Source organism: Staphylococcus sp. HMSC62A08, from assembly GCF_001839105.1.
Classification (GTDB): domain Bacteria; phylum Bacillota; class Bacilli; order Staphylococcales; family Staphylococcaceae; genus Staphylococcus; species Staphylococcus caprae.
The window spans coordinates 299831-314639 of the sequence record NZ_KV840027.1; the positions used below are offsets into that span (position 1 = coordinate 299831).

Below are 14809 nucleotides of genomic sequence, written 5' to 3' on the forward strand. Positions count from 1 at the left end.
TTTTTTTCATCATCATAATTCATATAAAAACCAGGTACATATTTTGATACTTTATCGTTTAAACTCAGTTTACCTTCCTTAGCAAGTTGTAGCACACTGTATCCAGTAAATGCCTTTGTATTTGAAGCAATTTCAAATCGAGTACGGGGTGTTACTTTTGTTTTCTGACTTACATTAGCATAACCATAACCTTTATTTAAGAAGATTTTATTATCTTTAATGATTAATACAGAAACTCCTGGTATTTTCCCATTTCGCATTGCTGAATGGACAATGCTATCGATTTGCTTTAGCGAATGATGTGTTAACATCGTTTCGGTTTTACTATGTGCTGTATAGTGTTTTGTTAATATACCGCTCATTAAAAGCACCATCATTACGAAAGCAGTGATAATAAAAGGTTTTGTTTTCATTATGCCATCCTCTATCAATTATGTTTTATATTTTTGATTGTACGCAACCTAGATGTAATAAGTGTGTTTATTATAACAGTTTTCGTAAAGATTACTTCATAAGAAGGCTCATCACGTTGTTGACAATCTTTTTGTAGTTAAAATAATTGGTAATTTACAACTAAAAATAAGTGTATTATAACACTAATTGAGTAAACTATATAATAAAAGATATCATGAAATCCTATACATTTTCTAAAGATGGGAGTATAGTTTAGCCATTGATAAAGAGTTAAAGAGGTAGGAGTCATGTTCAATCAATTTAAAAGACTTTTGATCGGTAGACCAAAGAAAAATAGAGATTTGAAGGATGAGAAAATAACTAAATTCAAAGGTTTAGCAATCTTATCTTCTGACGCATTATCTTCTGTGGCATATGGGCCAGAGCAGATTTTAATTACTCTATCAGTAGTTGGAGCCGTTGCTTCATGGTATACTTTGCCAATTGCTGGTGCGGTACTTATTTTACTTGCAGCTTTAATCATGTCATATCGACAAGTGATATACGCCTATCCTAAAGGTGGAGGCGCGTATATGGTATCTAAGACGAATCTCGGCGAGAAATGGGGATTGCTCGCAGGTGGTTCGCTATTAGTCGACTATATTTTGACAGTTGCCGTAAGTATTTCATCGGGTGCAGATGCATTTGTAGCTGCATTTCCGAATTTATATCATTTTAAAGTATTAATTGCTTGTTTATTAGTTTTATTCATATTAATCATGAACTTGAGAGGATTAACTGAATCGGCAACAGTGTTATCCTATCCAGTTTATTTATTTATCATAGGTTTAATTGTATTAATTATTGTAGGAACATACAGAGTAGCAATTGGAGATGTTCAACCACATATGCATTCGACTGTGGGGACTGCAGTACCAGGAGTGACATTATTCTTATTATTGAAGGCATTCTCTTCTGGGGCATCATCTTTAACTGGTGTAGAAGCGATTTCTAATGCCGTGACTAACTTCAAAGATCCTGCACCTAAAAATGCAGTTAAAACACTTATCGCAATGGGTTCAATCCTTGCTGTCTTACTTGTAGGAATCGTGGGGTTATCTTACGTTTATGGCATTATGCCACAAACTGAAACAACAGTATTATCTCAATTAGCATCAAAAATATTTGGTAATAATGTTGCTTTCTATTTCGTCCAAGCAACGACAGTAATGATATTAGTACTAGCTGCTAATACAGGATTTACTGCTTTTCCGATGTTGGCTGCATCAATGTCTAAAGATAAATACATGCCACGTATGTTTATAGTTCGTGGAGATCGTTTAGGTTATTCTAACTCGATTATTGTATTAGGTGTATTGGCAATTATTTTAATTATTGTATTTAATGGAATGACAGAAAATTTAATTCCTTTATATGCCGTTGGTGTGTTTATCCCATTTACACTCGCTCAGTTTGGAATGGTTTTAAAATGGACAAAAGAACGACCTAAAGGTTGGGGGATTAAATTATCATTTAACTTAGTAGGCGGAACAATAACGTTTATCGTGTTTATGATTTTATTAATTACTAAATTCACTCAAGTATGGCCAATATTACTGTTCTTACCATTTGTTGTGTCCGTATTTATCAGAATTAATACGCATTATAAAAATATAGCTCAAGAATTGCGTTCAGATATCGATGTACATGATATTCCTGTAGTGGATCGTAATTTGGCTATTGTGCCAATACCTAGTATTACGACTGCGGTTGATAAATCGATTTATTATGCACAAATGTTGGCTAACAATGATGTGATTGCAGTACATGTGATTTTTGGTGATGAAGACGATAAAGCGTTGATGGAGAAATGGAAACGACACTTCCCAGATGTAAGATTAGTCATCCTACATTCAGAATATCGAAGTATTATCCGTCCTATTTCAAGATTCATCGACAAAATTCGTAAGAAAGCAAATGATCAAAATTATTTAATTACAGTGGTTGTGCCTGAATTTATTCCTAAGAAACCGTGGCATAATTTATTGCATAACCAAACAAGTTTTAGATTGAAAATGCACCTCATCTATCAAAAGAACGTTATTTTATGTACAATTCCATTTAAACTTAAAAAATAAAATTTGCACCATTTAAAATAGAGAAAGGCTCAGAAAGAATGTGTTAATCATCTTTCTGAGCCTTTTATATTGAGGTATCCAATGATTTATTAAGTTCTATTCATCTGATTCATGTGATAGGACAATTTCATTATAGTTGATGTTTTCACGTATTTGAGTTGCGACTTCATTTGTAATTTTATTACGCTTAATTAATTCATCTAATACACTTCTTTGTGTATATAAGCCTTCTAATTTCAACTCTCTTTGAATTTCAGGAACGAGTTCATTTGTATGTTGACCGTTTTCTTTAGATGTCTTCGTGAGATGACGGGAACGGCTACGTAACATTCTGGATAGTGAATAGTATTGATTAATGACTAAACTCACTTCTAATACATTTGAACTATTTTGTTCTTCCTTCATTCTTAGAACGATATGATGATTAACAATTCTTAATATCTTTTGAACTTGTTTATAACTTCCGTAAAATTGTTGCTTTCTAATTTCACGTTGTTCTTTCAATTCTTTTCGAGAATTTTTATAAGCTTCGCGTTGTTCTCTAATTTTTTCTTTGTTTTCACTAGACGATTGATGTGCTTCTTTTAATTTTGCATGCGCTTGTTTATGAACTAAGCGTTCTTCTTTTCTACGATTTTTTCTAGCTTTGAAACGTAAGTAAATCATTCTGAAGAAACGTGTGAATTTTTCAACGAAAGTTTTTTCATTATACGCTTGCGTTACATCCATGACGCTACGATAATCACGTAAATTTGTCGCATCGATTTTGCCACTATTGATAAGTCGTTCCAATGTCTCTGTTTCAACATCTTCAGCAATATCTTCTAATCTCCGAAGTTCCTTCGTATTCTTATTATCTGGCTCTATATTTAACAGAAATCCTAATTCTTGGAAGTATTGGTTCATCACTTGTCTATAATCTACTGTTGGCTGTTCTTTAGATTCCTTTTTAAAATGATCTATCACATTCTGAACGATGAAAATCTTAGCCGATTGATAACTCATACCTTTGAATTGAGGTTCCTCCTCAGAAGGGGTAATCAGAGGTAAGATGACTTGAGCTAAAATTAAACTAATTAAGACCATTAACGATGCAATAAATAATAAATCATTGCGATATTCAAATTGATGTCCATGATTAATCATATACGGTAAGGTTAATGCCATTGAGAGTGAAATTGTACCGTGTATTCCACACATTGTCATAATGAATGCATAATGTGATCGCTTTGGAGGTGTTTCTTCATCCTCCGACTCATTCATATAATATTGAATATTTTTCGGGAAATAAAAATCTTTATACCATAAGAAGACCCATATAAAGCGAAATACATAGATTGCAAGTGCGATTAACAAAGTAATCGTAATTAGGAATTTAATATTCTCAGGTTCATCTTTAACAATCTCCATCACCACTTCGGGTACCATAAAGCCGAGCACCACAAATACAAATCCATTTAATGCATAACTCAGAGTATTCCATATCTGCGTAAAGTTCATTTGCAATTCTGTTTGTGCACGGATTAATCGGTCTCGTTCTAAACCATGAATTAAACCTGCTACAACGACAGCGATAATGCCTGATGCATGAAGTTCTTCGGCCAAAAAGTAAACAGCAAATGGTGTGAGTAATTGAATAAATGTCAAAGTGTTATTGTCCTTAAGTCCTTTATTCGCTGTAAGGTAGATACGGACTCTGACAACAATAATGCCAAAGATTGCACCAACTAAGATTCCAATAATAGTAGAAATAATAAATTGTTCAATGGCATTCATTGCAGAAAATACACCTGTCACAAGTGCAGTGACCGCAATTTTAAAGGAAATGATACCTGCTGCATCATTCAGTAAAGATTCACCTTCAAGAATCGACATTGATCCTTTAGGTAAAACCTTTCCTTGTGTAATCGCAGAAACAGCTACAGCATCAGTTGGACATAGGATGGCTGCAATCGCAAAAGCGGCTGGCATAGGTAGATCAGGCCATATCCAATGTATAAAATATCCAACGCCGATGACAGTTGTAAAAACTAATGCCATTGCCATCAATATAATTGGTTTGCGATATTCGAGTAATTTAGATCGCGAAACGTGTGTCCCCTCAACGAAGAGGAGAGGTGCAATGACGGCCATCATAAATACTTCGGAATCAAACTCGAAGTGCATTGGGATAGGTAGGATGAAGATAATCACACCTAAACCGATTTGAATAAATGCAGTAGGTATCTTCGGAAACATATTATGTAAAACAGAACTTACGATTACTGCAAATATAAATATTAAGAAAGCTTCTAATAGTTCCATATGATTCTCCTCTATAAAATCAATAACATATATTTTACCATTTCATAGTATAAATAGCATGAGTGCAATGTTTAAAAGAAAATATAATCATCTATTTGATTATTACCCGTAAAAGAAGAGATACATACAGATGATGATAATTGATATAAAAAAGGGAGTAGTGAAGCAATATAATTTTACTTAATTATATTGCGACCCCACTCCCATGGTATTTGGATGGATATACCCCAATCCTCTTTATTAAATTTAATTTATGTGTTTTCTGCATGCTTTTTATCGAGTATGCGTTGTTTTTTAGCTAAAGCTTTAGCATTCGTTTTGTACTTTTTATAGTAGAAGAATAGGAAGATAAACCAAATTGGTGAGATAAATATTGCCGCACGCGTGTCATTACTAAAGAATAATAATATAAACACGAAGAAGAAAAAGGCTAAAACGACAAATGCAACACCTTGACCCCCAATTAATTTAAATTTACTATTTCTATGTGCTTCGGGATTCTTTCTAACATAAACAATATATGAAACGATAATCATCGCCCAAACGACTAAGAATAGAACAGTTGATAATGTTGTGACGTAGATGAATAACTTGATGGCATCTGGGAAGATGAAATTTAATAATGCAGCCACTAATAGCGTGATTGATGAAACAAACATTGAAAGGTAAGGTACACCATTACTATTCGTTTTAGTTAACACTTTAGGTCCTAAACCTTGTTTAGCCAAACCGAATAAAATACGGCTATTAGAATAAATACCACTGTTAGTTGCTGATGCTGCAGCAGTTAATACGACGAAGTTAACGATGCCGGCTGCAAATGGAATACCGATTAAGCTGAATAATTTAACGAATGGACTACTGTCTGGATCGATATTATCCCAAGGTATCACTGACATAATGACTAATAAACCGCCAATATAGAAGAGTAAAATTCTGACAGGTACGTTGTTAATTGCTTTAGGTATTGTCTTTTCAGGATCTTTCGTCTCACCTGCAGTTACACCGATTAACTCAATACCAATGAATGAATATACTGCAATTTGGAATGACATTAAGAATCCGAATGTACCATGTGGGAACATTCCGCCGTGTTTAACCAAGTTTGTAAATGATGCATGACCGTAGTGCGTCTTAAATGATAGGAAAATTAAAACCAATCCAACGATGACCATCGCGACAATCGTTACCACTTTAATGATTGAAAACCAAAATTCAAGTTCTCCAAACAATCTGGCACCAAGTAAGTTAAATGAAATTAAAATCAATACAATAAATAATACAGTGAGCCAATGGGGGACTTGAGGATACCAATATGCAAAATATTGCCCCATAGCTGTTAAATCAGACATACTTGATACTACCCAACAAATCCAGTATGTCCATCCAATGACGAAGCCTCCGAAAGGCCCTAAGTATTCATTTGCAATATCCACAAATGAATTAAACCTAGAGTTACTTAATAACAATTCTCCCAATGCGCGCATAAATGCGAATAAAATAATCCCAATAATCATGTAGGTAAATAACAGTGAAGGTCCAGTTAACGAAATCGTTTGTCCAGAACCTAGAAACAATCCAGTACCAATCGCGCCACCAATTGCGATTAATTGAATGTGTCTGTTATTCAACTCTCTATGCAACTGTCTAGCCATAGATTTCCTCCTCAGAAAAGCAAATATGAAAGCGTTTTCTTTCGTTTAATAATATAGAAATGAGTTGAATAAAGCAATAATTTTCAGAAATATAAGTAAATACATTTATTGTAACATTTGTGATAATAAATACTTATGATTTTTTAGAATTATCAAAATATTCGAACGCAATCATTTTAATTTATAAAAATTCATTAAAGCTAAAAATTATACTTAATTATAATCCTTATTCTTCAAATAGCAAGTCATTTTACAATACTGATTAATTAACTTTGATTTCTTGATATGTAATAATAAATATTAATTTAATCATAGTTGAGAAGGGTTAAACGATGAAAATAGGAGCAATTTCAGATTTACATGTAGACCGTCATCCAAAATTGGAGCAAGATGAATATTTAAATGTCTTGAGTCAGGTTATTCAACAAAGAAAGCTAGATATCTTATTAATTGCGGGAGATATTTCTAACGATTATCAAATGAGTTATCATTTTATAAAGCAATTAAAGGATAATATTAATATTCCGACATACTTTATACCTGGGAATCACGACTTATGGTCAGATGACTCTGATAAAACATCTACTGAAATTTTAGATTACTACAAGTCAAAAGAAGAATGTCTAATTGGGCGACCTTTCATTATTAATGACGAATGGGCAATAGTTGGAAATACAGGTTGGTATGATTATAGCTATGCCGATACACGGTTTACTCAAGATAAAATCCAAAAAGGTAAACATTACGGGGCAACGTGGCAAGATAAAGTGAGAATGGATTGGTCACTCTCTGATCAACAACTTTCCAAATTAGCAGCGAATAAAGTAGAAGAGGATATCAAGCAAGTGGGTAATCGAAACATCATATTAATGACGCACATTGTTACACATCCTCAATTTGTTGTGCCAACACCACATCGTATTTTTGATTTCTTCAACGCTTTTATAGGGACTCATGATTTTGATGCTATCTATGAAGCATATCCTATCAAATATAGTATTATGGGGCACGTTCATTTTAGAAAGGAAATTAAGGAAAATGGAATAACTTATCTTTGTCCGTGCTTAGGGTATCAGCGACAATGGAGAACGCCAGATATGGAGATGGAAATGAATCACGCACTAGTAGATTTTGATATTTAGTATTTAAATATAATATAAACGTAAAGAGGTTGGGAACTTTATCATTTATGCTCTGAGGCTGAGACATAATTAATTGTCTCAGCTTTCTTTAACATATTGGCAGTAGATGTCTGAATTGAAAGTGCGCTTATATCAAGCTTCTTTCAATCCTAGCCATCCTTGCCGGCGGGCCCCAACATAGAGAATTTCTTAAAAAGAAATTCTACAAACAATGCAAGTTGGGAGAGGGACAACGAAAATAATTTTGTTAAATTATATTTCTGTCCCACTCCCAAAAGCAGGATTTTCGGCAAGTAACACATTCACAATTCGACAAAATTTGAGAAGCAATTTTACTCATTGTTTGGTTCTGCTCAAATCCTGAACACTTTTATCCTGACCTCTTTCATTTAATTAGGATTGATATACACACACATTTGACCGGGTGCATCATAACTACGTTTTAATTTCGATTTTTTAATTTTAATGATCTGTTTTTTATTGGGGATAATCGACGGCAAGATGATACCTTTTGCTATCCGAGTCCATAAAGGGTCGATATAATAGTAGTGAGTCTCATCATAACCGATAAGTAAAGTGACATGAATATTCGATACGAGTCGTGTAGGTTGATCATCTAAATGAAAAACGCGATGAAGGGGTCGAGTGCCTAAACTTGTATGATAAATAATGACAGGTTGACCACGATTGATAATTTGTTCAAGTTGTTCCAAACTCGTGCCTGTACCATTTACTACACGTTGATCATATTGTTGTAAAAATGGGACAAAAGCATCTGGAAATATCGTTTGATGATAACCAAACTTAACTAGTAAAGGATGTCCCACGTAACCTTTGTATGGATTATTTGGATGGGTAGGCCATTGACTCATGATATGAGTGGCTTTGATTGAATAATGATTAAATTGGAGTAACATCGCTGCAGAAACACCCTCACAACCCATCACCATAGGTATCGGGAATAATTGACTTATAGGTTTAACTGGTAGAATCGTTTTCTTCATAATTTTTTCCTCAACGTACTAGTATTTATGTAGTATTAAATATTATATAACGTACGATTCATTTAGTATATTAAAATGTTTATTCTTTTTCATAAGGTTATTATTGTGAAAAGGGGTTATAAGATATTTGAGTAAAATTTTAAACGGGGGTATATCAAATGGACTATAATATAAAAAATCTTGAAAAAACTAGGTTTATTGGTGTTTACAGACATTATAAAAGTGGTGGACACGCACAAAGCAATATTGCAGATTTCTGGGAAGATGTACATTCAATGAAATTGGATGAACGATTAATTGAAAAAAGTGATAAACAACTTAACGGACTTTTAGGAGTATGTATACCTCATCAAGATAAAACGATGGACTATGCGATTGGTGTTACTAGCACTGACGACCCACATGATGGTTTGGATACATTTTATTTGGAAGGTGGAAAATATTTAGTCGTAGAAGCGAAAGGACCTGTTCCTAAAAGCGTTCAACAAACAATGAATCACATTCATCGCGAGTTGATTCCAAATGAAAATATCGAAGTTAAGCAAGCACCATTTTTCGAATTATATAGAGAAGGCGACACAGAAAGCGATAACTATATTACAGAAATTTGGATGCCAATTCATTGATTTGCTTAACCATAACATAATTGTCTAAATATCATTTCTAACATGATATGACAGAGACTTTGAATAATAGACATGATTATAGCCTCTAAAATGATTTTACTTAAAAGTCATTTTAGAGGCTATGATATTTTGAATGCGGAAGTATTGGTATTAGGAAACCTTTTTAGAATACAGTTTGAAATATATGATTTGTAGTGCAACAAGTAATATTGCAGTGATACTAATAATCATTAAATAGGGTGTCATGTCATGTTCTCCGTTTAAACCGACGAGGGGAGATATGATTCCACCTAGGATAAATTGAAACAATCCAAGTAAACTTGAAGCATTACCACTTCCACCTGTACGTTCTTCCATTGCCATTGAAAAGCCTAATGGTGCAATTGAGGTTACTGGTGAAATGTTAATAAAGAACGCAATAAGTAACACATATAAGGGCAGATGGAAAGTTAATGTTATGACGAGTAATATCACTCCTGCAATTTGTATAAGTGTTAAGTAAATTAAAATTTTATGTCTACTTATTTTTTCAACTATGAGTGCGACAAGCTGACTTACAACGATTAAACCTACACCATTAATCGCTAACATAACACTAAATTGTGGAGCACTCATATGATATATCCTTTGGGTAATAAAAGGAGATGCTGATGAATAACTAAATAGCATCACGTAAGTTAACCCTTGTAATAGCATAGGTATAACAAATGCTGGTTTTTTAAGTAAAAATATGAAATCTTGTAGAATATCTTTGAAATTAAGACGATTTTGGGCTGTGTGTATGTGTGAAGGCATTTTCAAGAAAACACCAACCAATACAATGACAGCGATGAATGTTAGAAATGCAAATATCATTCTCCAATTAGAAATGGATAATATCAATCCGCCTAGAAGTGGCGCTAATATAGAAATAATCCCATTCACTACCATTAAAGATGCTAAAAACTTAGCTAACGCATTACCATCATACTTATCTCCAACTGAAGCTTTGGCAATGACAATCGCGCCGCCACTTGTTAATCCTTGAATGAATCTCATGATTAAAAATAATGTGAGATGTGTAGTGAATACAGAAATCATTGATGCGATGAAGTATCCTATCATTAAAATCATTGCGACACGTCTACGACCAAAAACGTCTGAAATCGGACCGAATAAAAATTGCCCGAGTGCGAGACCAATCATTGCAAAGGATAATGTAAGTTGTATTTCTGAGGTTGATGTACCAAAATCATGCTGAACTTTAGGCAATGAAGGTGTGTATGTATCTATTGTGAGCGGGCCGAAAGCAGTCATTACTCCTAGAATAATGATTAATATCATTGAGAAGTGCTTGGCACTTGAATTTGTCATAAATAATCTCCTTTGAACAAGTTACAGCATTAATTATATACGTTTTACATATGTTTGTAAGTATTAAACTTTAATCTGAAATTTAAAATAAATAAAAACCCTAGAAAGCTAGTTGATTACATTGCTTTCTAGGATTTAAATGGATTCGACGATTGGGTATGAATTGAGTTGCTTTAATTATTTGAATTTGAGCTGTTACCGTTAAGAATACTTTCTAATTTTGATTTAATGCTATCAAATTTAGTGTTGATATCGTCAAGCATACTATTGATTTTACTTTGGTTTTCGTTGTTTTGTTGTGCGTTGTTAGCATTTTTAAGTTTTTCTAGTTGTTTTTGATAAAATTGAGTGAATTTAGAGTCGGCATTGTTTTCTTCTTTTTGTTTTAATTTGTCAATTTCACTTTGTAATTTATCAATTTGAGATTCACTGTTTTTATTATTTTTAATATCACTTTTAGCAGAATCCACTTGTTTGTTGATGTCATCATTCTGACTTTCAACTTGTTTTTTATAATTTTGAGACACGTTTGGATCGTTATTTACTTTATCATCATTGTGATTCATGATTGCACGTGTTACGAATATCGCTACCACAATTAATAATATAACGACAAGTGCGATGAGCCATTTTTTAGTTCTACTTGATTTTTCATTTTCTTCTTCTAATTGTTGTTCCCGACGATAGTCACGGCCATTGTAGTAACGTTCAGGTTCATCTTCAAAGCCTCTGTTATCTCTATGTTGATTTGGTCGTTGAGCGTTTGGTCGATTTTGAGATTGTGCTCTGTTTCGATATTCATCTTCTTCTGCTCGTCTTTTATGATTTTGATATTGGTTATCATATTTGTAAGAATCTCTATACTTGTCCGTTCTTTTCATAATGTCACCTCATTAATAATGGTAAACTTCAATGTCTTAGATTTAATTATAAATTTAATTTGATTAATCGTGCGATGTTTGACGCAGTTCTTTGAAGATATTTGGGTCCATTTTCAAGAGCAGTCTTAATATCGCATGGATGTTCAACAATACTAAAGACACTATCAATGCCGTGCTCATACACTGCTTGATAATTGGTTCCGAGACTACCGCAAATTGCGATAACTGGAATGTCAAAGACTTTGGCTGATTTCGCAACGCCTATAGGTGTCTTACCGTAAATCGTTTGTTTATCCAGTTGACCTTCTCCAGTTATGACAAGATGTGCATCTTTCACTCTTTCTTGAAAATGTGTTTCCTCTAGAACTAGTTCGATTCCTGGTTGTAGCTTAGCATCTAAGAAAGCGAGTAATGCAGTTCCCATTCCGCCAGCTGCACCTGAGCCAGGGCTATCTTTAACACGCTTGTGTAATTCTACTTCAATTTTATCATGATAGTGGCTAAGTGCGGAATCCAACTTTGGTATCATCTTTTCTGTTGCGCCTTTTTGAGGTCCATATACTTGGGTTGCGCCATTTTCACCTAACAGTGGATTAGTTACGTCACAAGCCACTTTAAATTCCACGTCATGTAGTAATGGATTCATTTGAGAGATATCAATACGGTGAATGGAAGATAATGCTGCGCAACCCTGTGCAATCTCTTTACCGTCAACATCTTTAAAGGAAACGCCTAATGCTTGCAACATTCCAACGTCGCCGTCATTCGTTGCGCTTCCTCCAATGCCTAAGATGATTTTTTTAACACCATGATGAAGTGCATGATTAATGAGTTGTCCAGTTCCATATGAAGATGTGTAAAGTGGATTTCTTTCATCATCTTTCAATAAGTCAAGACCGGAAGCAGCCGCCATTTCGATGATTGCTGTTTGATGTTGATCACTTATGGCGTACATTGCTTCAATCTCTCTATGAAGCGGGTCTTTGACTTTAGCGGTGTATGATGTCGCGTTTAAAGCTTCTTTTAAAGCCTCAGTTGTACCCTCGCCGCCATCAGCCATAGGAATTAAATCGAATGTAATATAATTATCCCAGACCTCTTGAAATCCTTGTTGAATGGCTTGTGCTACTTCTTTCGCTGTCATGCTCTCTTTAAATGAATCAGGTGCAATAACAATTTTTAAATGTGACACATGATATCACTTCCTATTAGTATGTCTTATTTCTATTTTATATAAAAATGAACTTCAACTAAAGTAATGTTCATAATTATCTTTAGTAAAAGGATGTATTTTATAATATTATATGTCTATAATAAAATTTAAATAAATCATGTTTTTCATAGAACATCAAGACATCACAGAAAGGATAAGTTATGAATCAAATTAAACAACACGAACAACTTTATTGGTATATAGGTATTATTGTTTTCTACTTCATTATGGCTATTTTAACGCCATTATCGTTTGTAGATTGGCATTGGTACTTAAATTCTCATTTGAGTTCATTGAGTCATGATCTCATGCAGAATAATGGAAGATATTTGGGGAGTTTTTTAGAAATTATTGCTATGCATAGCGCAATCTTCAAATGTTTAAGCTATACGTTTTTGTCATGTTTCATCATCTATTTATGCACCATGATAGCAAATGTGAACAGAAAATTATTGTTTATTATTATAACTTTCACTTTATCTATTATTATCCCAAGCTCAATTTATAGTGAGACTTATGGATGGTTTGCAGGATTTTATAATTATATCCCTTCAACCATCGTTTCGCTTTTTATTTTATATTCTATTATATATATACTTTATGGTGAGAAAGAAGCGAGTATCAATCATCTTTGGCTTTTTTTAATCGCATGCTTATTCGGCCAATTATTCATTGAGAATATGACAATATACAACAGTTTAATGATTCTCATAGGTTCAATTATTTATTTCTTTCAACATAGAAAGCTCAGTTATTACTTGATTGTAGGATTTATGCTAAGTTGTATAGGTGCGATTATCATGTTTTTAAATCCGATTTATTTTGAAATTATTGAAGGGAAAGCGGCATATTATTTAATTTCAGATAAAGGGGGATTCATACATAAAGCAGGCTATACATTGTTGATGCAATTACCAAATTATATCTTTCTTGATCAATATATAATATTAACTGTTATATCACTACTAGTAGCGGGCTTATTACTTAAAAATATAATATTTAAAACGAAGCATATCATTTTAAAAATAGTACTATTCAGTTGTTTATTTAGTCTACCTGTCTATAAGGTATTGATTTATAATCAATTTCATTTCGAATTGTATACGAAATCATTTTCAATCGCCGTTTTAAATTTACTAATATGTACCGTTTATTTTGTAAGTTTGATTTACTTCATTGTATTAGTGATAAATGAAAGATATATGAGAGCCATCGCAATAGGCTGTCTCGTGTCTATCGTATTAGCAACGTTACCTTTGTTATTTGTTGCGCCTATAGGCCCTCGGAACTTTTACTTTATTTATGTACTATGGATGATACTTGTACTTTGTTTTGCAAAGCAATATGGTGAAAGTATTAACAGTGCTACAGTTTTTATAAAAACGCTAGTTTGTATACTAAGCTTTATTTTAATTGTAGGATTTAGTTTGATTTATAATAATAGTGTACATAGAATTGAAAATATTGAAACGCAACTTAAAAATGGTAAAAGTCATAAGAATATCATTCTAGAACGTTTACCATTTGAAAGATACACACATTTAACAACACCTACACAGGAAAGGGACTTAAATGATCTCAAGACATATTATGACTTACCTAAAGATTTAAAATTTAAAGTAGTACCTTTTGGAGTAGATGGAGAATAAATAAAGGAGACACATAATGAGATTAACCCAAACACATTATGAAATTATAAAATTTGTAATAGTGGGTGGAATCAATACTTTAAATTACTATATTGTATATTTATTACTTCTAAAGTTATTAAATGTTAATTACTTAGTCAGTCACGTCACAGGATTTATTGTGAGTTTCATCATTTCATATTACTTAAATTGTTATTTTGTTTATAAAGTCAAACCTACCTTAAAAAAGTTTTTGAGTTTTCCGTTAACGCAAGTTGTGAATATGGGGATGCAAACGCTATTGTTATACATATTCGTGCAATGGTTTCATATTTCTTCAGAAATTGCACCATTTGCAGGATTAGTGATTACCATTCCAATTACTTTTATCTTATCTAAATGGCTGTTGCGAGATTAAACTGTTAACCATACCATCTAAGTCGATTGAGGCTTAGGTGGTATTTTTTATATG

Annotated in this window: 11 protein-coding genes and 1 pseudogene; 5 read left to right on the forward strand and 7 right to left on the reverse strand. The window is 33.0% G+C overall.

Annotated elements, in window-relative coordinates; translation table 11 throughout:
• Positions 1 to 413: pseudogene (locus tag HMPREF3264_RS02185) on the reverse strand (serine hydrolase domain-containing protein); the annotation flags it as partial.
• A gap of 288 nt (positions 414 to 701) precedes the next feature.
• On the opposite strand from HMPREF3264_RS02185, the gene HMPREF3264_RS02190 reads away from it, so the two are divergent.
• Positions 702 to 2531, forward strand: a complete 1830-nt coding sequence (locus HMPREF3264_RS02190) for an APC family permease (RefSeq protein WP_070871781.1) — start codon at positions 702 to 704, stop codon at positions 2529 to 2531.
• A 96-nt stretch (positions 2532 to 2627) separates the two neighbouring features.
• Here the strand turns inward: HMPREF3264_RS02190 and HMPREF3264_RS02195 are convergent, their stop codons facing one another.
• Both HMPREF3264_RS02195 and HMPREF3264_RS02200 read right to left on the reverse strand, forming a co-directional pair.
• Complete coding sequence (locus HMPREF3264_RS02195) at positions 2628 to 4835, reverse strand: cation:proton antiporter domain-containing protein (protein ID WP_070871782.1); 2208 nt, start codon at positions 4833 to 4835, stop codon at positions 2628 to 2630.
• A gap of 251 nt (positions 4836 to 5086) precedes the next feature.
• Complete coding sequence (locus HMPREF3264_RS02200; RefSeq protein ID WP_002444151.1) at positions 5087 to 6490, reverse strand: amino acid permease; 1404 nt, start codon at positions 6488 to 6490, stop codon at positions 5087 to 5089.
• A 332-nt stretch (positions 6491 to 6822) separates the two neighbouring features.
• Here HMPREF3264_RS02200 and HMPREF3264_RS02205 point away from each other — a divergent pair, with 332 nt between their 5' ends.
• On the forward strand, positions 6823 to 7632 hold the full coding sequence (locus tag HMPREF3264_RS02205; RefSeq protein ID WP_070871783.1) for a metallophosphoesterase: 810 nt from the start codon (positions 6823 to 6825) through the stop codon (positions 7630 to 7632).
• A 389-nt stretch (positions 7633 to 8021) separates the two neighbouring features.
• Here HMPREF3264_RS02205 and HMPREF3264_RS02210 read toward each other — a convergent pair whose 3' ends face one another.
• Positions 8022 to 8636, reverse strand: coding sequence for a C39 family peptidase (locus HMPREF3264_RS02210; protein ID WP_002444146.1), 615 nt, complete (start codon positions 8634 to 8636; stop codon positions 8022 to 8024).
• Between the two features lie 158 nt (positions 8637 to 8794).
• On the opposite strand from HMPREF3264_RS02210, the gene HMPREF3264_RS02215 reads away from it, so the two are divergent.
• Positions 8795 to 9262: a GyrI-like domain-containing protein gene (locus HMPREF3264_RS02215; RefSeq protein ID WP_070871784.1), complete on the forward strand. Its 468-nt coding sequence runs from the start codon at positions 8795 to 8797 to the stop codon at positions 9260 to 9262.
• Positions 9263 to 9412: 150 nt separating this feature from the next.
• Here HMPREF3264_RS02215 and HMPREF3264_RS02220 read toward each other — a convergent pair whose 3' ends face one another.
• The 3 genes from HMPREF3264_RS02220 to HMPREF3264_RS02230 all read right to left on the reverse strand — a co-directional run bounded on the left by HMPREF3264_RS02220 (position 9413) and on the right by HMPREF3264_RS02230 (position 12688).
• Positions 9413 to 10615 (reverse strand): putative multidrug effflux MFS transporter TcaB, encoded by a 1203-nt coding sequence (locus tag HMPREF3264_RS02220; protein ID WP_070871785.1) that lies wholly within the window; start codon positions 10613 to 10615, stop codon positions 9413 to 9415.
• Between the two features lie 173 nt (positions 10616 to 10788).
• The gene (locus HMPREF3264_RS02225; RefSeq protein ID WP_002444140.1) at positions 10789 to 11496 is read right to left on the reverse strand and encodes a hypothetical protein; all 708 of its coding nucleotides are present in this window, start codon (positions 11494 to 11496) and stop codon (positions 10789 to 10791) included.
• Positions 11497 to 11542: 46 nt separating this feature from the next.
• Positions 11543 to 12688 carry a glycerate kinase gene (locus HMPREF3264_RS02230; protein ID WP_070871786.1) on the reverse strand — a complete coding sequence of 382 codons (1146 nt, stop codon included), beginning with the start codon at positions 12686 to 12688 and terminating at the stop codon, positions 11543 to 11545.
• Positions 12689 to 12870: 182 nt separating this feature from the next.
• On the opposite strand from HMPREF3264_RS02230, the gene HMPREF3264_RS02235 reads away from it, so the two are divergent.
• Positions 12871 to 14358, forward strand: a complete 1488-nt coding sequence (locus HMPREF3264_RS02235; protein WP_070871787.1) for a DUF6056 family protein — start codon at positions 12871 to 12873, stop codon at positions 14356 to 14358.
• Between the two features lie 16 nt (positions 14359 to 14374).
• Positions 14375 to 14755: a GtrA family protein gene (locus HMPREF3264_RS02240; RefSeq protein ID WP_002444133.1), complete on the forward strand. Its 381-nt coding sequence runs from the start codon at positions 14375 to 14377 to the stop codon at positions 14753 to 14755.
• Positions 14756 to 14809: the final 54 nt, after the last annotated feature.